Here is a 22,572-nt window from a genome sequence, read left to right as displayed (position 1 = left end):
TCCTTTAACGACGGGAATGTGACGATTTTCTCCATTGAACAATCAAACGGATCATAAACACAATGAAAAAAAACGCGCCAGCGATACTTAAATAAATTGGCTCAATTTGAATATATGAACTGATAAGAAAACCGGCAGATATATAAACTAATACCCATGCAAAAGAACCTAAAACGGAAAGAGTGATAAATAAAGGAATGGAAAATTTTGCGATACCGGCGAAGTAAGGATTAAACTGACGAATACCAGGGATAAAAAACCCGAGTAATAATGATTTTGATAAATTCCAGTGCATGATTGTTTTATGAAGCCTCTTTTTCGTGACGCCTAAATATTTACCGTACCGGTCAAGGAGCGGCTGCCCGATTATTCGTCCAAGCGTGTAGCTCACGAGCATGCCCGTAAAGGCACCTGCTGTTAAAACAGCAACAGCAGGTGCAAAGGAAATAGAGCCGTTTTTCGCAAGCATACCGATATAAATAAGCAAACTTTCTTCCGGTGTGGGAATACCGACAATCCCAAATAGGCCAGTGAAAAATAAGATGACGTATCCATATTTTGATAAATAAGCCGCGATTAATGATTCCATTTAAGTCCTCTGATTATTAAACAAAGTGGTGACTGTAACGAATTCGTATTTTCTAGAATCTTCATCTGATAAAAACAAGTGAAGTGATTCAATCATCATAAGTGGAGCTGTTTTATAAGCGCCGAATGTGTTCCCGCTGTCATGCAGTGTAATAATGGCACCGTTTGACCGGGCATGGCATAATTTATTTGCTAATTTTCGGGCAGTCATGTTTTTTTTCCAGTCCCCCGGTATGGATGTCCACATAATCGTCTCGAACTGTTTTGCTTTTGACAGCGTAACTGGATTAAAATGTCCCCAAGGCGGCCTGTACAATGTAACACGTTCCCCTGTAATAGCAGAGACTCTTTCTGCGGCACGATCAAGCTGATGATTCATAGCGGAAGGCGATAGCAGCCAGTTGGAAATGTGCCGGTCATTGTGAATACCGATGTCATGTCCTTCTTTCTGTATACGACGTATTAAATCAGGATGATGTTCTGCTTTTTCTCCAACAATAAAAAACGTCGCTTGTACATTATATTTCTGTAATGTGTCAAGTAGAAGAGGCGTGTAGACTGGATCCGGACCATCATCAAATGTCAGTGCGATTTGTTTTCGGTCGCAGCCGCGTTTTTTTACACGTGTTGAGCATGTTCGTGCTGCAGCAGTCGGAATAATCGTCCATATGGCAGCTAGCAGCAGAGCCGCCTGTACAATTCTTTTCATAAAAACCTCCAACCTGATAAAGTCCAGTCTATGAGTCAATTTTCCCGGTATATAAAAAATAAAACCCGCTGAAAAGCGGGTTTTAAGCATTATTAGGTGCAGCTATTGGAATAGCGGATGAATCCATGGAGGATTCTATTCGTTTAACAGCTGTCACCGGCTTGATTTCGAGTTGCCGGATTTGGTGATCTTCCATTTCTAAAACAGTAAATAAAAATCCGCTATATTCGATCGTTTGCCCGCATTGAATATCGAAGTTTTCCGTCAGTATCCAGCCGCCAATTGTATCAACATCATCATCATTCATTTCAATGCCCAGCAGTTGGGCTGTTTCCGATACAGACAGCTTGCTGCTAGCAATGTAATGACGATCCCCTATCATCTGAATGACAGGCGGTGAGGCAATATCAAATTCATCATGAAGCTCTCCAACAATCACCTCGACAATGTCTTTAGCTGTCACGAGTCCTGAGGTACCACCATATTCATTAATTAAGATAGCCATCTGTATGCGTTCTGTTTGCATTTTCGCAAGCAGTTCATGAACAGGGATAGAGTCAATGACACGAATGATGGGACGGATAAAATGTTTAATACTTTTTGCCCCCACTAAAGGATCAGATACGTATTCTGCGATGACTTCTTTAAAATTCACAAAGCCGATAACTCGGTCTTTATCGCCGTCAATGACTGGATAACGTGTGAATTTTGTTTTCTGAAACAAGCTGATGCATTCTTTAACAGTCTCATCTTTTGCCATATAGGCCATCTCTGTGCGAGGCACCATGACTTCTGTCGCACTTCTGTCACCTAATACAGAGAGAGTACTGTCATTGTGGGCACCGTTTATTTCAGCAAGCAAAGCAGAGGAACGCCCCATCGAGGGGGGATCTCCAGTTTCATTTTTTTCTCTTCTTTTCATAAACCGGATGGCTGTAAACGATAGTGCTACAAGGATAACAGCGATAAGTGTAATCCATATGTCCAATCAGATTTCTTCTCCCGCAGGGTGCGAAAGAAGAAGTCACCTCCTATAAAATGTGATGATCAAATTTGAAAAACCAGCAGAATATGATGCTATTTTTACCGTCAATGTCCCATTTGATCACCCTCTTTCCCTCGTTCTCTTCTTCCTTATTTCTATTATATTAAAGACAGATAATTCGGTCAAATTGTGTAATCTTTATTATAAAAGATGTGTTAAAAACCATGAGGCAATTGTAAAGTATGTGATGAGCGAAAAAATATCATTAATCGTTGTAATAAGCGGTCCTGATGCCACTGCCGGATCGATGTTCAGCTTATATAAAATGAGCGGGATAATCGTACCAGCAAGCGTTCCGATGATTAATGTAAGCAAAAGAGAAGCGCCGACGACAAATCCAAGGATGGCGCTGCCCTGCCAGAAAAAGGCAATAAAAAAGATGAGGATACCACATACAGCACCAATGATCAATCCAACACCAAATTCGCGCATGATCAGCCCCAGAACTGTTTTCATATCAATATCGCGTGAAGCAAGCCCGCGGACGACAACGGCTAGAGACTGTGTGCCGGTGTTACCGGTCATACCAGAAATCATTGGCATAAAATAAGTGAGTGCAACGACTTGATGAAGTGTATCTTCAAAGCCGGAAATAATGCTGCCAGATACGAGTCCGATAAATAAAAGCAGTACGAGCCATGGAAGGCGTCTGAATGCCGCTACACGAGGTTTCGTATCAAAGTCAATTGATTTACCCGAAGCAGACAACTTTTCAATATCTTCATTTGCTTCTTGAATAACGACATCGATAATATCATCAAACGTGACGATACCAATTAAAACATTCGTTTCATCGACAACCGGAATGGCAAGGAAGTCATAGCGTTGAATGAGACGGGCAACTTCTTCTTGGTCGGTGTGCGCACTGACCGAAATCACACGTGCGTACATAATATCAGCAATTTTTTCATGGGCGTCTGCCAAAAGCATATCACGGTAAGAGACAACACCAACCAGTTTTTTATCGTCATCAATGACATATAAATAGTTAATTGTTTCCGCGAACTCGGCAAAACTTTTCAGCTTTTCAACAGCTTCTCTTACTGTATAGGAATGTTTAATCCATACAAAACGGTTTGTCATAAGCCGTCCAGCTGTTTCTGAAGGAAAGCTCATCATATTTTCAACGATGGTGGATTCTTCTTTTTTCATACCGGACAAGAAAGTTTTAATATTTTCTGGTGACATGTCATCAAGAAGAGAAGCGAGATCATCGTTGTCCATATCGTCAAGTACTTTTCGGGATCGCTCCTTTCCGACTCTTTGGAGCACGGTCATTTGTTCGTCACTTTCAAGCTCCTGGATCATATCGGTTAAAACCGGAATCGATAAATGCAGCAAAAAACGCGTGAGATGTTTCTCCGGCAGGCTGCGATAGATGGCTGCCATATCGTACGGATGAAGTTCATCAATTAAATGCTGCAGGTCTGTTTTTTTGCCTTCTTTTAAGAGTTTGATGACGAGCAGGGTGAGTTGATCTTCCGTTAAGTTGGAAATCACAGACAGAGGCCCTCCTTTTATGTGAAATTACAGCTGCTCATTTAGTATAGAACGAAATAGGTAAAAAAGTTTCACACATTTTATGAAATTCCTTGTAAATTTACATACGAAGATGAATGAATTTTGATAAAATAACAGTATAACAAAAAAAGATAGAGGCAGCTATGCAATTCGTCGTGATGTGGAGGTCATATGATTGAAAAGTCCCGGAAATATGAAAGAATTGATTTATATACATTTACACCCCATTAATCAATATGTTGTATCATATGGAATTGAATTTCAAGAATTTATAAAGGCGATTCCGGAGACGCCCCCGCATTTACTCTTATTAAAGCACAAGTTCGAGGATAGTGACTTTAATATGCATACCCGTTTCGATTACATTGAACCGGATGGACTGCAACGTTTAATGAAGGAAGACGTAGGGGAGTATGGTGATTTTTGCTGGGTTGACTTTGAGGATATAGATGGACTGAATGAATTGGACGGACACGAAATTTCAGAACTTCTTTATCTGGCTCACAGCAAGGAACATTTGCGACGTCCGTTTTACAGCAAGTTGAACAATCGTTATGCGTACTTATCGCACGATGATGAATGGTTCAATAAAACGTATTATCGTCACATGCCTGATTTTTACAGCGTGCTTGGTAAAGTCATTTCCTTAAAACTAGGTTTCTTTCGCAGTGAACGGTCCTTTTTCGTTTTGAAAAAAGGATCCCTATTTCCACCGATTCCACCAGAAATGATCGCCCTTGCCTATGGAGATATGAAAGAGGGAGTTGTCATTTCACTAGCAAAAGCAGAGCAAAGCCGCTTAAAAGTGGAAGTGCCAATCTGGGTCGTTGGTGATCATGTTAGTATGGACGATGTGTTTGACGAGTATGAAACAAGCTTCAAAACATTGCCAAATGCCCGGTTCGTGTTTGATAAGAAAACACATGAATGGAGCGTATTTTCACAATGAAAATAAACGGATTCTCGTTATGAGAATCCGTTTTTTAGCGAACAAGATATACAGCGTTTTTCGTTAAAAGTTAATATAAAAAAGAAGACGAAACATTGTTAATGTTCAAATAACGTAAGCATACTATATAATTTGAGTAAGAAGTCGGACGGAAAGTTTATTCTTATGACAGAAAAGCATGGTAAAATAGAAAATACTGAAATTTTTGGAGGCTTATTAATGAAAAAGAAACTTGGGTTACTTTATGGGGGAAAGTCAGCGGAACATAACGTATCATTGCAAACGGCGAAAGCAGTGACAGCCGCGCTGGATCTATATAAATTTGATGTATACCCTATCTACATTTCAATAGACGGGACATGGACAGAGGGGAAAAGATTAGAAACGCCTGTTTCTACGATAGAAGAATTACAGTTGACTGGGAACGGCGGGACAGAACATGTTCTTTCCATGCTTGCACAGGGAAAATACGATGTTGTTTTCCCGCTCTTACATGGACCAAATGGAGAAGACGGCACGGTTCAAGGTTTGCTGGAAGTTTTAAATGTGCCCTATGTAGGAAACGGAGTGCTCGCCTCATCTGCAGGCATGGATAAAGTGATTATGAAAAATGTCTTTGCACAAGCAGGATTAAAACAAGTAGGTTACACACATATGACACGGATAGAATGGGAACAAAATAAAGAAGCAGGGTGCGCGTTAATTGAACGTGAAATCGGCTGGCCTTGTTTTGTAAAACCAGCAAATCTTGGTTCAAGTGTCGGTATCAGCAAATGCCAAAGCAAAGAAGAACTTGCTGATGCAATGGAAGAAGCATTTCAATTTGACAGAAAAGTCATCATTGAAGAAGGTGTTGTTGCCCGGGAAATCGAAGTGGGGATCCTTGGAAATGAGGCGCCTGTTTGCTCGGTGATTGGTGAAATTTTACCGAAAAAGGAATTTTACGATTATAAGGCGAAATATGAGGATGAAGATACGGCACTTATTATCCCTGCTAATATAACAGATGCTCAGAAAAAAGAAATGGAACAATTAGCAATTCGGGCGTTCCGTTCACTCGACTGCTCGGGTCTTGTTCGTGCCGACTTTTTTTTAACAGAAAGTGGGAGCTTCTTAATTAATGAAGTAAATACAATGCCAGGTTTTACGCCATTCAGCATGTTCCCGCTTCTTTGGAAAGAAGCAGGGGTTGAATACCCGCAGCTTATTGAACAGATGATTGATTTGGCGGTGGAACGTCATAGAGAAAAACAAAAGATTAAATATACGGTTTAAGGGTGGGCGCTCATGATTCGCAAAACAGTTGAGCAGTTAACGAAAATGATAAATGTAGAAAATGATGTAACAATCTGGAATGAACGACTTATTGAAGGGGTGTCCATTGATTCGCGGGAAGCAGGCGAAAACTGTTTGTTTGTTCCTTTCGCGGGTGAACACACAGATGGACATAAATATGTACGGCAGGCCATTGAAAATGGTGCGGGAGCGGCATTATGGCAAAAAGATATACCAGGAGCGCCGGAAGATTTGCCGGTTCTGATCGTGGAAAACCCATTGCTTGCACTCCAACAGCTGTCAAAAGCATATCGCGATTCACTTAACGTGAAAGTCGTTGGTATTACGGGCAGCAATGGCAAGACGACAGTTAAAGATATGACGGCTGCTGTATTGGCAGAAAAGTACCGTGTTCAAAAAACAGAAGGTAATTATAACAATCATATTGGTCTGCCATTAACAATGCTGTCATTAAGTGAAGATACAGAAGTGGCCGTGCTTGAAATGGGTATGAGCAACAGAGGGGAAATTGAGCTTTTATCAAGGCTGGCTACACCAGATGTAGCGATTATTACAAATATCGGTGAATCCCATTTGAAGGATCTCGGCTCGCGAGAAGCAATAGCAGATGCGAAATTGGAAATTTCAGCGGGTTTATCGAGTGCAGGAACGCTTGTTTATTTAGGTGATGAACCGTATCTTACTGAAAAAATAACGGAAGACGTGTCATTTCAAACGGTAACATTCGGTTTGGACGAGTTAAACACATTTTATCCTGTATTTGTTGAACAAACGGAAAATGGAAGTATTTTTACAATAAATAAAGAACCGTCTGTCCGATTTAAGTTACCAGTACTCGGTCAACATAATGTTATAAATGCGCTCGCAGCTATTGCAACCGCAAGCTTGTTTGCTGTGCCATATGGAGATATGACAGCGGGTCTTCGCAAAGTAAAACTGACAAAGATGCGGATGGAGTGGGTAGAAGGTAAAAAGGGTATAAAGATAATAAACGACGCCTATAATGCCAGCCCAACATCGGTAAAAGCAGCTATTTCGCTCGTATCAGAACTACCTGGCTACGACCGGAAAATAATCATTCTCGGTGACATGCTTGAACTTGGGCTGGATGAGGAACTTTTTCATTATCAGACGGGTCAGGTGATTGATGGAGATAAAATCGATTACTTATTTACGTATGGTGAACTTGGCCAGTTTATTGCATCTGGAGCGAAAAGTGCACTAGGTCCCGACAGAGTTTTTGCCTTTCAGGATAAACATGAATTAACTAAAGCAGTTGAGGGTGTTCTAGAGGGAGGGGAATTGTTGCTGGTTAAAGCGTCAAGAGGCATGAAATTGGAAGAAGTCGTAGACGGATTGTCGAAATAAGATGTGGAAAGCGGTGAGCAGTCATGATTGGCTGCCTTTGTATACATGGATTTACAGGAGGGCCATATGAAGTAGCACCGATTGCAGATTATTTGCAGCAGCATACCGACTGGAAAATCATTGTGCCTCTTTTACCGGGACACGGTGAGACGCTCTCCCTGAAAGGTTGTACTTGTACAGAATGGATCGACTGCGCTGAATTAGCGCTTCAAAAAATGTTTGAAGAATGCGAAGAAGTGTATATAATCGGTTTTTCGATGGGTGGATTGATTGCTGCTTATTTGACGGCCCGTTATTCAATCAGTAAACTAGTTCTGCTTAGCGCAGCGGTAAAATACGTAAATCCAAAGCAGATAAAAGAAGACGTTCAGGAAATGGTGCGGGATTTGCGGGAAAAGCAGCTTCATAAAAATGAATTATTTTTGCGTTACCGGGAAAAACTGATGATAACGCCGCCGGCCGCCGCGCGTCAGTTTCAAAAAGTCGTACGTCTCGCCCGTCCAGAGCTAAAAAAGATTACGGCACCCGTATTGATTGCTCAAGGAACGAAAGACAGTATTGTACCGGTCACAAGTGCGGATTACATTTATAAGCATGTATCATCAGCAGAGCGTCATCTTTATTATTCACGGGAAGCGAAGCATTTAATTTGCCATACTGGAAATAAAGAAGAACTTTTCGAGAAAGTCTTTACTTTTTTGTCCAAGTAACGTAAAGTTATAAAAATGCGCATTGAAAATTTGATCGTGAAATGGTAAGATGTAATAGACATGTTGCTCTTCGCATGAACGTAGAAGGGTATTTTTTGTGCGGACAGCAGTTTAACATAGAAGGAGAAGAAACTATTGACGAAATTTAAAGATTTAAACTTAAGCGCTGAGACGCTGAGAGCTATTGACAAAATGGGCTTTGAAGAAGCGACCCCAATTCAAGCGGATACAATTCCATTAGGTCTTGCAGGAAAAGACATTATCGGACAGGCGCAGACGGGTACGGGTAAGACGACTGCTTTCGGTGTTCCAATGGTGGAAAAAATTGATACGAAAAATGAAGCAATTCAAGGGCTTATTATTGCACCTACACGTGAGTTGGCTATTCAAGTCTCAGAAGAACTTTACAAAATAGGAAGCGGCAAACGTACGCGTGTATTGGCTGTATACGGCGGACAAGACATTCAACGCCAAATTCGTGCATTGAAACAACGTCCACATATTATCGTAGGTACACCAGGGCGTATTTTGGATCATATTAATCGCCGTACATTAAAACTTGAAAACATCCAAACGCTTGTTCTTGATGAAGCAGATGAAATGTTGAATATGGGCTTCATTCAGGACATTGAATCCATTCTTTCAAATGTTCCTGCAGAACGCCAAACACTGCTGTTCTCAGCAACAATGCCGGGACCAATCCGTACCATTGCAGAACGTTTTATGAAAGATCCAGAAATGATCCGCATTAAAGCGAAAGAAATGACGGTTTCAAATATCGATCAATATTTCGTAAAAGTGCAGCAACGGGATAAGTTTGATGTTCTTGCCCGCTTAATGGACGTTCAAACACCTGAACTTGCAATCATCTTTGGCCGTACAAAACGCCGTGTAGATGAGCTAGCCAATGCACTTAGTCTTCGTGGTTATCAGGCAGAGGGAATTCATGGTGATTTGACACAGGCAAAACGTCTTACTGTGTTGAATCGTTTTAAAGCAGGTAAAATCGATGTGCTCGTCGCAACAGATGTTGCCGCGCGTGGTCTTGATATATCCGGTGTTACACATGTATACAACTATGACATTCCACAGGATCCAGAAAGTTATGTTCACCGTATTGGCCGTACAGGCCGTGCCGGTAAAGAAGGAATGGCGATCACATTCGTGGATCCTCGTGAAATGAGTTATCTGCGTGAAGTGGAGCGCACAACGAAAAAACGTATGACACCAATGGAAGCCCCAACATGGGATGATGCACTTAGCGGTCAGCAGCAGGCAGCGGTAACAGAGCTTGAAGAAGCGATTAGGAAAAATGAATTAACAGAATACCGTACATTCGCAAAAAATTTGCTTGATCAATATAGCCCTGAAGACATTGTGGCAGCAGCTGTAAAACTGATCACAAAAGAGCCGGATCGTACACCTGTTCATATTACAAGTGAATCATCACTTCCACAAAAACGCGATAAATTCCGTAGTAAGAGTTCAGGCGGCGGAGGCTATCGGAAATCAAGTGGCGGTGGCCGGCAAGGCGGCGGGCGTACTTATGGCAATCGTGACCGTAAAGGCGGTTCGGGTGGTTCAGGCGGTTCAGGCGGCGGACGTCGTAAATATTCTTCAAACTAATAAAGAAGTGAGTCATCCCAGTACAGACTGGGATGGCTTTTTTTGAAGGGAAGTGAACAAGATACTAAAAGGGATCGGCATGGATATTGTGGAAATTGCTCGGATTCGCCGTTTGATCGAGCGACAGCCGAAGTTTATTGAACGTATTTTAACACCGCAGGAACTCGTGTCTTTTCACGATAAAAATGGAAGCCGCCGGTGGGAATACGCAGCCGGCCGGTTCGCAGTGAAAGAAGCTTTTTCGAAGGCAGAAGGAACCGGCATTGGTGAACACTTATCATTTCAAGATATTGAAATTAGTTCAGACGAAAAAGGACGGCCGATCTTGATTCGCCCTTATTCAGAAGGTGTACATATTACAATTACACATAGTCGTGAATATGCTGCGGCAGTTGTTGTGATCGAATGAATATTGCTCTTGACCTCTTCATATAGTGCTTATGAGAGGGGTGCGGCAATGAAAAAGTGGATTGGCTTACTAGCAATCGTTTTACTTCTGGTATCTGCCTGCGGAGCGCCGACGAAAGAAGATGTTGTGACAGATATTAACGAGAAAGCAAAAAACGCTGCTGGGTATAAAGCGAAAGCCGTACTTGAAATTCAAGCCGGCAAAGAAAAACAAAGCTATAATGTGGAAATCTGGAATAAGCAGCATACGTATTACCGCGTGCATCTTGCTTCGGTCACTAATAAGCATAGTCAGACGATTTTGAAAAACAAATCAGGTATTTACGTTATGACACCTTCCCTTGGCAAAAGTTTCAAGTATGATAATAATTGGCCGGAAAATAGCAGTCAGTCTTATTTATTTGAGTCACTTGCTGCTGATATAAAGGCGGATGGAGAAGCAACATTTAAAGAAACAGCCAAGCATTACGTATTTGAAACGAAAACACGCTACACAAATAGCAAGATTCTGCCACGGCAGCAAATAACATTTAATAAAGATGATATGACACCGGCGATGGTCAAAGTGTTGGACAAACAGAAAAAGCCCGTTATTACTGTCATTTTCAAAAAGATGGATTTAAATCCGAGGTTTGCAAAAAAAGATTTTGAGCGTAAGGAAACAAAAGTAAAAGAAACAGCAGGTTCAATGGAAGAAGAATTCATTGTTCATTATCCAGTCGCTATAACAGATTCCAAGCTGATTGATGAAACGAAAATAGGAGATAGAGTCGTGTTAACATATGGAGGAGACAAGCCGTTTACGCTTATTCAAAAAAGAGCATCCGCTCTAAATGGACAAAGTATCATATCTGCATCAGGTAACATGGCAGATATGGGATTTGCAGCCGGTGAATCAGCAGAAGGATCGTTAACATGGGTATATAATGATGTTGAATTTATGATCGCATCCGACGTAATGACGAAAGGTGAAATGGAATACCTGGCAGCTTCTATGCAGCCCGGAGCAGTAAAATAAAGGACGGCGGTCATAGTTTACCGCCGCTTTTTTTGTGTGTAAAATAGAAGCGAAAGCATCATGACTTTAAAGAAAACTAGGATGTGAAGAAGATGGATTATTATCGTGATACATGGGCGGAAATAAATCTTGATGCAATAAAGTGGAACGTTTCAAAGGCGATTCAACATTTAGCAGATTCAATGACACTGTTTGCTGTCATAAAAGCGAATGCGTATGGCCATGGCGATGTACAGATAGCGAACGCTGCACTTAATGCAGGAGCAAAAGGGCTGGCGGTTGCTTTTTTAGATGAAGCATTATCATTAAGAAAAGCGGGCATTACAGCACCGATTCTCGTTCTCGGTGCTAGTCGTCCCCACACTGCGAGTATTGCGGCCGCACATAATATATCTTTAACCGTTTATGAAAAAGAATGGTTTACTCATGTGCAGATGGAAAGAGATCAAACGCTGTCTATACATATCAAATGTGATACAGGGATGGGCCGTCTAGGTGTGAAAACATTCGATGAATTGCAGTCAATCGTCTATGAACTAAATGAATCTAAATCATATGTATTTGAGGGTATATTTACTCATTTTGCGACGGCAGATGAAGTACATACAGCTTATTTTGAAAAGCAACTTCACGCTTTTCAAACGCTTGTTTCATCCCTTTCAGAAAAACCGCCCTATATTCATTGTGCAAACAGTGCTGCAACACTTCGTTTCCGAGGCGCGGGTGTCAATACAGTACGATTTGGTATTTCGATGTACGGACTGACACCATCACCTGAGATTCAATCATTGCTGCCGTTCAAATTAAAGCCGGCTTTTTCTTTACATACAAAGCTTATCCATGTAAAACAAATGCATGCAGGAGAAAAAGTCAGTTATGGAGCAACGTATGAAGCGTCGGAAGGAGAGTGGATTGGTACGTTGCCAATTGGATATGCTGATGGATGGATTCGTAAGCTGAGTGGTCAGGAAGTACTCGTTGATGGGAAGCGAACACCGATTGTGGGCCGTATCTGTATGGATCAGTGTATGATTCGCCTGCCGCATGAATATTCATGTGGCACGGAAGTTACGCTTATTGGCCGCCAAGGTGAGGAGGAAATAACAATAGATGATATAGCGAGAAAACTTGAGACGATCAATTACGAAGTTCCGTGTGTCATCACTGCGCGTGTTCCACGTGTCTATAAAGAAAAGGGGCAGATCATTCATATATCTAATCCGTTATTGTAATTAGGATGAACCACTTCCTACTTACTATTAGAAGATATTTTTTAATTGCCTCTTCCATCCTGGAACAGGCAATGTTATGATGTTTAGGACAGTAACAAAAAAGAGACGTGTGTAGTGATTGGTGGAGGTGTAGTTCTTGTCTGAATCCAGTACGACGACAGATGTGTTAGTAAACTTGCCCAAGCAGTTTGTAAATGAACTTGACTGTTTTGCAGAGCAGGAAGAAATTAGCAGAAGTGAATTTATTTATCGTGCGACAAAAATGTATTTACGTGAACGAAAAAAGCGTCATATTCGTGAGTCTATGCGCCGCGGATACATGGAAATGGCGAAAATCAACCTTGCTATCGCTTCTGAAGCAATGCAGGCTGAATATGAAGCAGGCAACACAGTCGAACGTTTAGTAAGTGGAGGATAAACCGTGTGATCGTAAAACGTGGTGACGTATATTTTGCAGACCTGTCCCCTGTTGTCGGTTCCGAACAAGGCGGCGTCCGGCCTGTTCTTGTCGTCCAGAACGACATCGGGAATCGGTTCAGTCCCACTATTATCGTTGCGGCCATTACAGCTCAGATTCAGAAAGCCAAACTGCCAACGCATGTCGAAATTAATGCTGAGCGGTATGGTTTTGAAAGAGATTCCGTCATTTTACTCGAGCAGATCCGGACAATAGATAAGCAGCGGCTGACAGATAAAATAACCCAGCTAGACGATGGAATGATGGAAAAAGTGGACGACGCCTTGCAAATCAGTTTAGGTCTTATTCAATTTTAAAGAAGGCATCTGCGGAGAAACGTAGATGTTTTTTTTTATGAATTTTAATTTTAATATTTCTCAACCAAACGGATGATTCTGCTTTTTAATTGTTCATATAACCATTATAATGAAAATAATGAATGTTTTTGACGCAACCCCCCAGGGGGGGCAATATATTGCAGTGGAATGATGATTGGAGCGAACTAAATGCGTAAAAAAATTTATCAATACGTACATTCTCATAGTGATGAGATTTTAAATGAATGGATCGAACGGATGCGCGAAGAAGCAGACGAACGAGCTATTCAAACAATGTCCGATCATATGTTTGTCAAGACGAGTGTGGAGTTTGTTGAGCTAGTTATGTCGAATTTTTCAGAATCTGCAGAAGCATTTCATGATCGAGCGATTGAATTCGCGAAAAAAATTGTCCATCTCGGCTGGCCGCTGACGATGATCACGGATGGTTTGCAGATATTTGGACAAATCGTTGAGGATGGAATGAAAAAAGAAGGAAACATTGATCGTAACAGTTATGGTGATTTTACTGCTCAAATTAACAATTGGATATTCCCTATGTATAAAACAATTACGCAATCTTATACAACATCATGGGAGCGAACCGTTTCTCTTCAAAAAATTGCGCTTCAGGAGTTGACAGCACCCCTTATTCCCGTTTTTGATAAGATTTCGGTTATGCCGCTTATCGGAACGATTGATACAGAACGGGCGAAAAAAATCATGGAGAATTTACTTGAAGGGGTAGTCAATCACCGTGCGGAAGTTGTTTTAATCGATATTACAGGCGTACCAGTTGTCGATACAATGGTCGCGCATCATATAATTCAAGCAGCAGAAGCAGTACGCCTCGTCGGTGCGAAATGCACCATTGTAGGCATTCGTCCTGAGATTGCTCAGACGATCGTCCACTTAGGCATTAATTTAGAAGACGTGACAACGACAAGTACACTGAAAAAAGGTGTCGAACAGGCACTTATGCTGACGTCAAGGAAAATTGTGGAGGTGTAAGAATGAATATGAAAATTCCGATTTTAAAACTGCATGACTGTTTACTCGTATCGATTCAATGGGAACTCGATGATCAGACGGCTCTTCAATTTCAGGAAGACCTTCTTCATAAAATTCATGAAACAAGTGCACGCGGCGTTGTGATTGATTTTACGTCCATTGACTTTATCGATTCCTTTATTGCAAAAGTACTTGGCGATGTAATTAGTATGTCAAAGTTGATGGGCGCGAAAGTGGTTATTACTGGTATTCAGCCGGCCGTTGCGATTACATTGATTGAACTGGGTATTCACTTAGATGAAGTCATGACTGCACTAGATCTCGAAAAAGGTTTGGAGAAACTTCAACGGGAACTGGGGGACTGAAGTGATGGACTCTAGTGTTAAAATAATAAATGAATGGGATATCGTAGCGGCGAGACAACTTGGCAGAAATGTCGCAAAAGAACTCGGCTTTGGTATTGTGGATCAAGCCCGTATCACGACTGCAATCAGTGAATTGGCGCGTAATATTTATTTATACGCAGGCGAAGGGGAAATTACGATAGAAAAGATAGAGGATGGAGCAAAGAAAGGACTGACGATCATTTCACGCGACTTGGGACCGGGTATTTCCGATCTTCGCAAAGTAATGGAAGATGGATTTTCGACTTCCGGTGGACTAGGCGCAGGGCTGCCAGGAGTTAAACGGTTGATGGATGAGTTTTCGATCGAATCCCACCTGGGAGAAGGTACTCTTATTCAGTCGGTGAAGTGGCTCAGGTAGGAGGAAAAGAATGAATTTCAGAGACACGATGCTTGATAACTATAAAGAAATATTAAAAACATATATTAGCGATCAAACTGAACAGGCACTTTATTTGAGTGAGAAGTTCAGCAGAAAATTGCTTGAATGTAAAGTGTCTCCAGAAGAAATGATTAGCCTTCATAAAACATCTCTTATGCAGTTGGAGCCTGATTTGCCGGAATCATTGCTTTTATCGCTTGATATTTTGCTTGAAGTGATGATGGCATATGGTCTTGCCTATCGTGAACATCAGAGCTTACGTACCATTCAGCGGGAGTTAATTAACGAAATAGAAGTGGCTGCGAGCATGCAGCAAACCCTTCTCGGTACAAAAATTCCCTACCTCCCATCTCTGGATATCGGGGCAATCAGCGTGCCGGCGAAGCAGATGAGCGGTGATTATTATCACTTCGTTTCTCATGAAAATGGTGCAATTAGCGTAGCGATTGCTGATATTATCGGTAAAGGAATTCCTGCTGCACTTTGCATGTCGATGATTAAATACTCAATGGATAGTATGCCAGACGACAGTCAGGCGCCGGGAGATGTGCTAGAACGCTTAAATCGTGTCGTTGAACAAAATGTAGACCCAACGATGTTTATTACCATGTTTAGCGGGATATACCACCCTGAAAACCATACATTCTATTACTCCTCAGCCGGGCATGAACCAGGCTTTTTTTATAATAGTGAAAAAGAAACATTTGAAGAAATGAAAGCAAAAGGCTTGTTGCTCGGTGTTGATAAAAAAACGAAATATAATGAATACGAAAGAAAAGTAGAGATAGGCGATGTTATTTTGCTTATGTCGGATGGTGTAACGGAATGCCGGACGGAAGATGGATTTTTAGAAGTCGATACACTTATTGGCTATATAAAAAAATACATACAACTCGGTGCTCAGGATATTGCGGATAAAGTTTACAAAGAACTTGAATATTTACAGGATTTTCAGCTTCGGGATGATTTTACATTGATCATTTTAAAAAGAACAGCATGATAAGGGTTTTCTATACAAGTAAATTGGGTAAAAAGAAGATAATGAACTGATAGAGGCTAGATATTTTATTAAAAGGTGGTTTAATTTGAATGAACATTTCTATTGACGTACAAGAGCAAGAACTACAAACAACAATCACCCTTGCAGGTGAGATTGATGCATATACAGCACCTAAACTGCGTGAAACGACTTTTCCTTATACTGAAAAACAACAGGCGAATGTCGTGATTGATTTGTCTGGGGTTTCATATATGGACAGCACAGGTCTGGGTGTATTTGTAGGCCTCTTTAAAAGCTTAAATACAAATGAAGGAACGTTACAACTAGTTGGGTTATCAGAAAGGTTAAAACGTCTTTTTGATATCACAGGCCTTGCAGACATTATGAATATTAATTCTGTCGCAGAAGGTGGCATGTAATGATGGCAGTGGTTGACTACATCGAAATGAAAATTCCGGCAAAGCCGGAATTCGTGGGAGTCACACGTTTAACACTGTCTGGAATCGCTAGCCGAATGGGTTTTTCTTACGAGACAATTGAAGATTTGAAGATTGCAACGAGTGAAGCGATTACGAATGCTGTTCAGCACGCGTACAAAGGTGAAAAAGGTGAAGTGCTGATTGTTTTTGGCTTACACGAAGATCATCTTGAAGTCGTTGTTTCTGATAGTGGAAAAAGTTTTGACTTTGATAAAACAAAAAAATCGCTCGGTCCATACACAGATCATTCTGTAGAATTTTTGCGTGAGGGAGGACTTGGTCTATACTTAATCGAAACATTAATGGATGAAGTAAAAGTGCATCAAAATGAAGGGATCACTTTGTTTATGACTAAGTATCTTGAAGGAGAGCGGGTGGAGAGGGATGCAGAAACCGTCTCGACCTAACCAAGCGGGGAAGCTTCAGGCTATTGAATGGATTAAGGCATTCCAAGAAAATGGTGATCAAGAAGCACAGGAAAAGCTTGTTAAACATTATCAAGGCCTTGTAGAATCAATCGCACGTAAATATTCAAAAGGCCGCTCCCACCATGAAGATATCGTGCAGGTGGGAATGATGGGATTGCTCGGTGCTATTCGCCGCTACGATGATTCATTTGGCAAAAGCTTTGAAGCATTTGCGATTCCGACAGTCGTTGGTGAAATTAAACGTTTCTTACGTGACAAAACCTGGAGTGTACATGTTCCCCGCCGAATTAAGGAGCTCGGGCCAAAAATTAAATCAGCAAATGAAGAATTAACAACCTCGTTGCAGCGCTCCCCGCGTGTCGAGGAAATAGCACAATATCTTGATATCTCTGAAGAAGAAGTGCTGGAAGCGATGGAGATGGGGAAAAGTTATCAAGCATTGTCGGTTGACCATTCGATTGAAGCAGACTCAGAGGGCAGTACGGTTACGCTTCTTGATATTGTGGGAAATCCTGAAGAAGGCTATGAACGTGTTGATCAGCGTCTTGTGCTTGAAAAAGTATTGCATGTCTTGTCTGAGCGTGAAAAGCAAATCATTCAGTATACGTATTTAGAAAATTTAAGTCAAAAAGATGCTGGTGATAAATTAGGTATTTCTCAAATGCATGTGTCAAGGCTGCAAAGACGGGCTATTAAAAAACTGAAAGAAGCGATTCAGGCAGAGGCATATTCAACGGGGCATCTATCTTGATGGAGCATATAAAAAATACCTTTATTGAAATGATTGCTGGTACCTATCCTAAAAATGGGAATTCTTTTTGCGGAGATACGTATTATATTGATCAGCAAGGCGATGAATGTATTTGTCTGCTTGCAGATGGCCTTGGGAGCGGTCAATATGCTTATGAATCCTCCAATGCAGCTGCGGAAGTAGTAAAGAAGAATTGGCATTCGGAGACGGTAGAGGATTTGATGGAATTAATCAATCAATCGCTTTATCAAAAACGAGGAGCGGCAACAGCCCTCTTTAAAATCAAATACAGCACCCGTCAATTTGAATATAGCTGTGTAGGCAATATACGGTTTTATTTATACGGGCCGGATCAGAAATTAACCTATCCACTCCCAGTCACCGGTTATTTGTCTGGACGTCCGCAGCGGTACCGCATGGAACGGTTTCCATATGAGCAAGGAAGTAAATTTCTCATTCATTCAGACGGAGTAACGATGTTAAATACGAAAGAATTAATGCGCTATCGAACAACAGAGCAAATCGCTGTCGAACTTAACGAAGTAGCGGCGAAATCGAATGATGATGCGACGTTTATCGTCGGAAACCTGCTGTGAATCAGCAGGTTTTTTATTTTTTTGATAGGCTTTGTTGTAGAACGTTATTCATTTTTGGCTCATTGAGCTAGAGCAACCTTTTAAGCTTAAATGAAAGGCGCCTTGTAACCGGGGTTCCAAAATGAAATGAGCCAAAAATCGTTCAATCAACAATACTGTTTAACAACGCTTTTTGTTAAAATAAAATTATTCAATAAAAGAATCGGAGGCGTGAGAATGGAAGAGCAATTATTAAAAGCGACAGCGGCAGATACCAATATCTTACTAAAAAATGTGCGTGCAGTTATTCAGTTAACAGAAGAAGGAAACACGATTCCATTTATTGCCCGTTATCGAAAAGAAATGACTGGGTCGCTTGATGAGGTAGAGATTCGAACGATACTTGAACGATATGCATACAGAAAAAACTTGGAGCAGCGTAAAGATGATGTGCTACGTTCCATTATCGAACAAGAAAAAATGACACCTGAACTCGAACAGCATATAAAGGCAGCAATGACATTACAGGCCGTGGAAGCTTTATATCGGCCATACAAACAAAAAAAGCGAACGAAGGCATCGATGGCGAAAGAGAAAGGGCTTGAACCTTTTGCAGAGTGGCTTTTAACCTTTCCAAAACAGGCAAATGTGAAACAGGAAGCCGAAAAATACATATCCGACCAGGTATTGGATGCAGAAGAAGCTACTCAGGGTGCATCTGATATAATTGCTGAAAAAATAGCAGATGATGCATCCGTTAGAAAGCGTATCCGCCTCGATATGATGAAATACGGGAAAGTAAAAACAGAATTAAAAGGTGAAGACGAAAAAGAAATATTTAAAATGTATTATGAATATGAAGAAGCGATTAGTAAAATTGCACCTCATCGCACACTTGCTGTGAACCGAGGCGAGAGCGAGGATGTTTTGAAAGTCAGCATTGTTTTTGATGAAGAGCGGGTTATGCGCTATTTAACAAAAGTATTTGTCAAAACGGACAGAAGTGAAACAGCGCCGATTGTTAATGCTGCTGCGCGTGATGCCTATAAGCGGTTAATCCGGCCGTCCGTTGAGCGGGAAGTACGTAATGAACTAACGGAAATTGCAGAAGAACGAGCCATTCATATTTTCTCTGAAAACTTAAAAAATTTGCTTCTGCAGCCGCCTTTAAAAGGAAAGATTGTTTTGGCTGTTGATCCAGCATATCGAACAGGCTGCAAACTGGCTGTTGTCGATGAAACAGGAAAAGTACTTTCTATTGATGTCATCTATCCGCATCCTCCAAACGCAAAGAGAAAAGAGGCGGAGAAACAATTTAAACAAATCGCCGATCAATATGAAGTGGGCATTATTGCAATTGGAAATGGAACCGCTTCACGTGAAACGGAGCAATTTGTTGTTGAAATGATTCCGCATCTGAAAAAACAGGCGGCTTATATTATTGTGAATGAAGCAGGTGCCAGTGTATATTCAGCATCTGACATTGCCCGCGAGGAATTTCCTGATTTAAAGGTAGAAGAACGAAGCGCAGTGTCAATTGCAAGACGCATCCAAGATCCGCTCGCAGAACTCGTTAAAATTGATCCGCAGTCTATCGGTGTAGGTCAGTATCAACATGACGTTGCCCAAAAAAAATTAACTGAATCTCTTTCATTTGTCGTTGAAACAGCAGTCAACAGAGTAGGGGTAGATGTCAATACAGCCTCTCCATCATTGCTTGAACATGTGGCCGGCCTAAATAAAACCGTTGCCCGTAACATTGTTCAGTATCGTGAAGAAAATGGCAAATTCCAAAAGCGGGCAGTGATTAAAAAAGTACCGCGTCTTGGTGGCAAGACATTTGAGCAATGTATTGGTTTCTTGCGGATTACAGGAGGGGAAGAACCGCTCGACCAAACGTCTATTCATCCGGAAAGTTATAAAGAAGTGTCTGCTTTATTGAAAAAACTAGGTTTTACTAAGCAAGAAATCGGGTCAGAAAAATTGGCTGAATCATTACAATCACTTGATGTGCAGCAGACAGCTCTGGAACTTGAGATAGGCGAGATTACATTACGTGATATTATTGATTCACTGCAAAAACCGGGTCGAGACCCACGCGATGAACTCCCATCACCATTGTTAAAAACGGATGTATTAAAGATGGAAGATTTGAAAAAAGGAATGAAACTTGAAGGAACGGTTCGGAATGTAACAGACTTTGGTGCGTTTGTAGATATAGGGGTGAAACAAGATGGTCTCGTCCATATATCTAAATTGAAAAAAGGATTTGTGAAAAATCCATTTGATGTTGTATCAGTAGGAGATATTGTAACAGTATGGGTCGAAAATGTAGATGCAGAGAAAGAACGGATTGCATTAACGATGGTTCAGGCAGATGAGCAATGATCATAACAGATGAAATGGTTCAGCAATTAACTGAAGAATTATCACTTCAGTTTTTCAATCGTCCATTTCGGCATAAAGCATATATAAATAAACGGCTGCGCACAACTGGAGGCCGTTATTTGCTTCATTCCCACCATATTGAAGTAAATGAAAAGCATGCGATAGAGTATGGTGAGGAAGAATTGATCGGTATTATAAAGCATGAGCTATGTCATTATCACCTGCATTTACAGGGAAAAGGGTATAAGCATGGAGATGCTGATTTTAAAAAACTTTTGGCAGAAACAGATTCTCCACGTTATTGTCGGGCTCTATCAAAAGAAAAGGAGAAAAAGAAGGTGCGTTTGGTTCTACATTATCGTTGTCTAGAATGTGGATTTGTTTATCAACGCTATCGAAAAATGAATGTACATAAATATGTGTGTGGAGCATGCTGGGGACGAATATCGGAAATAATTAATTAACATATTGACAGGAGCTGTCTCAATTGCTATCTTAATTGAGCAGCTTTTTAATTTATTGCTTTATAAAAAAGTATTGACGAAAGCTTTTTTAAAAACTATAATACTAATTGTCGATAAGACGCTATTGCCGTTCCGCAGTAGCTCAGTGGTAGAGCAATCGGCTGTTAACCGATCGGTCGCAAGTTCGAGTCTTGCCTGCGGAGCCATATATTTTGGGGAAGTACTCAAGAGGCTGAAGAGGCGCCCCTGCTAAGGGTGTAGGTCGGGTAACCGGCGCGAGGGTTCAAATCCCTCCTTCTCCGCCAGAATAACATTTTGAAAAGGCCCCTTGGTCAAGCGGTTAAGACACCGCCCTTTCACGGCGGTAACACGGGTTCGAATCCCGTAGGGGTCATCGTCGGGAAGCCGGCTTTTTCACGGCTTCCCTTCTCTATGTCTTTATTATGTTTGGTCCGGTAGTTCAGTTGGTTAGAATGCCTGCCTGTCACGCAGGAGGTCGCGGGTTCGAGTCCCGTCCGGACCGCCATTTTCATTTTTTATTGGGCTATAGCCAAGCGGTAAGGCAACGGACTTTGACTCCGTCACGCGCTGGTTCGAATCCAGCTAGCCCAGCCATTTTGAGCCATTAGCTCAGTTGGTAGAGCATCTGACTTTTAATCAGAGGGTCGAAGGTTCGAATCCTTCATGGCTCACCATTACGTTAATTAAAAAAAGTATTGACACACTGAGACAGCTCATGTAGAATATAATTCTGTTGGTAAAGAATAATCAGTTGTACAAAATGCTTAATGCGGTCGTGGCGGAATGGCAGACGCGCTAGGTTGAGGGCCTAGTGGGGGCAACCCCGTGGAGGTTCAAGTCCTCTCGGCCGCACCATTATAATAAGCGCCCGTAGCTCAATTGGATAGAGTATTTGACTACGAATCAAAAGGTTAGAGGTTCGAGTCCTCTCGGGCGCGCCATATACTTTAAAAACGGGAAGTAGCTCAGCTTGGTAGAGCACTTGGTTTGGGACCAAGGGGTCGCAGGTTCGAATCCTGTCTTCCCGACCATTTTCTTTAATGGAAATATTGTCGATCTTGCGGGTGTAGTTTAATGGTAAAACCTCAGCCTTCCAAGCTGATGTCGTGGGTTCGATTCCCATCACCCGCTCCATAACGAATTGAACATTGAAAACTGAACAAAATCAATAAAAACGTCAACGTTTTAGTTTTAAACTTATCTGGCAGATGCCCGTCATCTGCAGATAAACAAAGCAAGGAACATCGGTTACGTTCGCAACGTCCTGTTGCAACACCGATGCCAGCACATCATGTGCTAGTCAAACACTTTTTGGAGAGTTTGATCCTGGCTCAGGACGAACGCTGGCGGCGTGCCTAATACATGCAAGTCGAGCGGACTTGACAGAGCTTGCTCTGTTCAAGTTAGCGGCGGACGGGTGAGTAA

24 protein-coding genes, 10 tRNA genes and 1 rRNA gene are annotated in these 22,572 nt (G+C 41.5%); 31 read left to right on the top strand and 4 right to left on the bottom strand.

The window, feature by feature from the left end:
- Positions 1-4 precede the first annotated feature (4 nt).
- From ACZYRN_RS13260 to mgtE, 4 genes are all read right to left on the bottom strand, one after another.
- On the bottom strand, positions 5-589 hold the full coding sequence (locus ACZYRN_RS13260) for a DedA family protein (protein WP_488912075.1): 585 nt from the start codon (positions 587-589) through the stop codon (positions 5-7).
- Entirely contained in the window at positions 590-1,297 is a 708-nt protein-coding gene (locus ACZYRN_RS13255) for a polysaccharide deacetylase family protein (protein ID WP_488912074.1), read from the bottom strand.
- Positions 1,298-1,379: 82 nt separating this feature from the next.
- A complete protein-coding gene (locus ACZYRN_RS13250; RefSeq protein WP_488912073.1) occupies positions 1,380-2,285 on the bottom strand; it encodes a hemolysin family protein in 906 nt (301 codons plus the stop codon).
- 198 nt (positions 2,286-2,483) lie between these two features.
- A complete protein-coding gene (gene mgtE, locus ACZYRN_RS13245) occupies positions 2,484-3,842 on the bottom strand; it encodes a magnesium transporter (RefSeq protein WP_488912072.1) in 1,359 nt (452 codons plus the stop codon).
- A gap of 196 nt (positions 3,843-4,038) precedes the next feature.
- Here mgtE and ACZYRN_RS13240 point away from each other — a divergent pair, with 196 nt between their 5' ends.
- From ACZYRN_RS13240 to ACZYRN_RS13090, 31 genes are all read left to right on the top strand, one after another.
- On the top strand, positions 4,039-4,812 hold the full coding sequence (locus ACZYRN_RS13240) for a hypothetical protein (RefSeq protein ID WP_488912071.1): 774 nt from the start codon (positions 4,039-4,041) through the stop codon (positions 4,810-4,812).
- Between the two features lie 219 nt (positions 4,813-5,031).
- Positions 5,032-6,087 carry a D-alanine--D-alanine ligase gene (locus tag ACZYRN_RS13235; RefSeq protein WP_488912070.1) on the top strand — a complete coding sequence of 352 codons (1,056 nt, stop codon included), beginning with the start codon at positions 5,032-5,034 and terminating at the stop codon, positions 6,085-6,087.
- Positions 6,088-6,099: 12 nt separating this feature from the next.
- Positions 6,100-7,476, top strand: coding sequence for a UDP-N-acetylmuramoyl-tripeptide--D-alanyl-D-alanine ligase (locus tag ACZYRN_RS13230; RefSeq protein WP_488912069.1), 1,377 nt, complete (start codon positions 6,100-6,102; stop codon positions 7,474-7,476).
- A 23-nt stretch (positions 7,477-7,499) separates the two neighbouring features.
- On the top strand, positions 7,500-8,186 hold the full coding sequence (locus ACZYRN_RS13225) for an alpha/beta hydrolase (RefSeq protein WP_488912067.1): 687 nt from the start codon (positions 7,500-7,502) through the stop codon (positions 8,184-8,186).
- A 135-nt stretch (positions 8,187-8,321) separates the two neighbouring features.
- Positions 8,322-9,812, top strand: a complete 1,491-nt coding sequence (cshA, locus tag ACZYRN_RS13220) for a degradosome RNA helicase CshA (protein ID WP_488912066.1) — start codon at positions 8,322-8,324, stop codon at positions 9,810-9,812.
- Positions 9,813-9,873: 61 nt separating this feature from the next.
- Complete coding sequence (acpS, locus tag ACZYRN_RS13215) at positions 9,874-10,221, top strand: holo-ACP synthase (RefSeq protein WP_488912298.1); 348 nt, start codon at positions 9,874-9,876, stop codon at positions 10,219-10,221.
- Between the two features lie 48 nt (positions 10,222-10,269).
- Positions 10,270-11,238: a LolA family protein gene (locus ACZYRN_RS13210; RefSeq protein WP_488912065.1), complete on the top strand. Its 969-nt coding sequence runs from the start codon at positions 10,270-10,272 to the stop codon at positions 11,236-11,238.
- 92 nt (positions 11,239-11,330) lie between these two features.
- Positions 11,331-12,470 carry an alanine racemase gene (gene alr / locus ACZYRN_RS13205; RefSeq protein WP_488912064.1) on the top strand — a complete coding sequence of 380 codons (1,140 nt, stop codon included), beginning with the start codon at positions 11,331-11,333 and terminating at the stop codon, positions 12,468-12,470.
- Between the two features lie 136 nt (positions 12,471-12,606).
- Positions 12,607-12,888, top strand: a complete 282-nt coding sequence (locus ACZYRN_RS13200) for a CopG family ribbon-helix-helix protein (RefSeq protein ID WP_018395450.1) — start codon at positions 12,607-12,609, stop codon at positions 12,886-12,888.
- Positions 12,889-12,893: 5 nt separating this feature from the next.
- On the top strand, positions 12,894-13,244 hold the full coding sequence (locus ACZYRN_RS13195; protein ID WP_018395451.1) for a type II toxin-antitoxin system PemK/MazF family toxin: 351 nt from the start codon (positions 12,894-12,896) through the stop codon (positions 13,242-13,244).
- 189 nt (positions 13,245-13,433) lie between these two features.
- Positions 13,434-14,255 (top strand): STAS domain-containing protein, encoded by an 822-nt coding sequence (locus ACZYRN_RS13190; protein WP_488912063.1) that lies wholly within the window; start codon positions 13,434-13,436, stop codon positions 14,253-14,255.
- Between the two features lie 8 nt (positions 14,256-14,263).
- Positions 14,264-14,620, top strand: coding sequence for an STAS domain-containing protein (locus tag ACZYRN_RS13185; protein WP_488912297.1), 357 nt, complete (start codon positions 14,264-14,266; stop codon positions 14,618-14,620).
- 4 nt (positions 14,621-14,624) lie between these two features.
- On the top strand, positions 14,625-15,020 hold the full coding sequence (locus ACZYRN_RS13180) for an anti-sigma regulatory factor (RefSeq protein ID WP_488912062.1): 396 nt from the start codon (positions 14,625-14,627) through the stop codon (positions 15,018-15,020).
- A 10-nt stretch (positions 15,021-15,030) separates the two neighbouring features.
- The gene (locus ACZYRN_RS13175; protein ID WP_488912061.1) at positions 15,031-16,041 is read left to right on the top strand and encodes a PP2C family protein-serine/threonine phosphatase; all 1,011 of its coding nucleotides are present in this window, start codon (positions 15,031-15,033) and stop codon (positions 16,039-16,041) included.
- Between the two features lie 89 nt (positions 16,042-16,130).
- Positions 16,131-16,460 (top strand): STAS domain-containing protein, encoded by a 330-nt coding sequence (locus ACZYRN_RS13170; RefSeq protein WP_488912060.1) that lies wholly within the window; start codon positions 16,131-16,133, stop codon positions 16,458-16,460.
- On the top strand, positions 16,460-16,927 hold the full coding sequence (gene rsbW / locus ACZYRN_RS13165) for an anti-sigma B factor RsbW (RefSeq protein ID WP_488912059.1): 468 nt from the start codon (positions 16,460-16,462) through the stop codon (positions 16,925-16,927). Before ACZYRN_RS13170 ends, rsbW begins: the two co-directional genes overlap by 1 nt.
- Positions 16,905-17,699 carry an RNA polymerase sigma factor SigB gene (gene sigB / locus ACZYRN_RS13160; protein WP_488912058.1) on the top strand — a complete coding sequence of 265 codons (795 nt, stop codon included), beginning with the start codon at positions 16,905-16,907 and terminating at the stop codon, positions 17,697-17,699. The genes rsbW and sigB overlap by 23 nt, the downstream gene beginning before the upstream one ends.
- Positions 17,699-18,295 (top strand): PP2C family serine/threonine-protein phosphatase, encoded by a 597-nt coding sequence (locus ACZYRN_RS13155; protein WP_488912057.1) that lies wholly within the window; start codon positions 17,699-17,701, stop codon positions 18,293-18,295. The genes sigB and ACZYRN_RS13155 overlap by 1 nt, the downstream gene beginning before the upstream one ends.
- Before the next feature lie 216 nt (positions 18,296-18,511).
- On the top strand, positions 18,512-20,662 hold the full coding sequence (locus ACZYRN_RS13150) for a Tex family protein (protein WP_488912056.1): 2,151 nt from the start codon (positions 18,512-18,514) through the stop codon (positions 20,660-20,662).
- Positions 20,663-20,664: 2 nt separating this feature from the next.
- The gene (locus ACZYRN_RS13145) at positions 20,665-21,126 is read left to right on the top strand and encodes a SprT family protein (RefSeq protein ID WP_488912296.1); all 462 of its coding nucleotides are present in this window, start codon (positions 20,665-20,667) and stop codon (positions 21,124-21,126) included.
- A 131-nt stretch (positions 21,127-21,257) separates the two neighbouring features.
- Positions 21,258-21,332, top strand: a tRNA-Asn gene (locus ACZYRN_RS13140).
- Positions 21,333-21,340: 8 nt separating this feature from the next.
- Positions 21,341-21,431: transfer RNA gene (locus ACZYRN_RS13135), tRNA-Ser, on the top strand.
- A gap of 17 nt (positions 21,432-21,448) precedes the next feature.
- Positions 21,449-21,520: transfer RNA gene (locus ACZYRN_RS13130), tRNA-Glu, on the top strand.
- Positions 21,521-21,575: 55 nt separating this feature from the next.
- Positions 21,576-21,652, top strand: a tRNA-Asp gene (locus tag ACZYRN_RS13125).
- Positions 21,653-21,666: 14 nt separating this feature from the next.
- Positions 21,667-21,741 (top strand) — tRNA-Gln (locus ACZYRN_RS13120).
- Positions 21,742-21,745: 4 nt separating this feature from the next.
- Positions 21,746-21,821: transfer RNA gene (locus ACZYRN_RS13115), tRNA-Lys, on the top strand.
- A 95-nt stretch (positions 21,822-21,916) separates the two neighbouring features.
- Positions 21,917-22,002 (top strand) — tRNA-Leu (locus ACZYRN_RS13110).
- 9 nt (positions 22,003-22,011) lie between these two features.
- A tRNA-Arg gene (locus ACZYRN_RS13105) sits at positions 22,012-22,088 on the top strand.
- A 13-nt stretch (positions 22,089-22,101) separates the two neighbouring features.
- Positions 22,102-22,178, top strand: a tRNA-Pro gene (locus ACZYRN_RS13100).
- Between the two features lie 29 nt (positions 22,179-22,207).
- A tRNA-Gly gene (locus tag ACZYRN_RS13095) sits at positions 22,208-22,281 on the top strand.
- A 174-nt stretch (positions 22,282-22,455) separates the two neighbouring features.
- Positions 22,456-22,572: ribosomal RNA gene (locus ACZYRN_RS13090) — 16S ribosomal RNA — on the top strand; the annotation flags it as partial.

Source organism: Domibacillus sp. F004, from assembly GCF_057814295.1.
The sequence above is the reverse complement of the archived record's forward strand: the minus strand, read 5'-3'. Positions and strand labels throughout refer to the sequence as shown.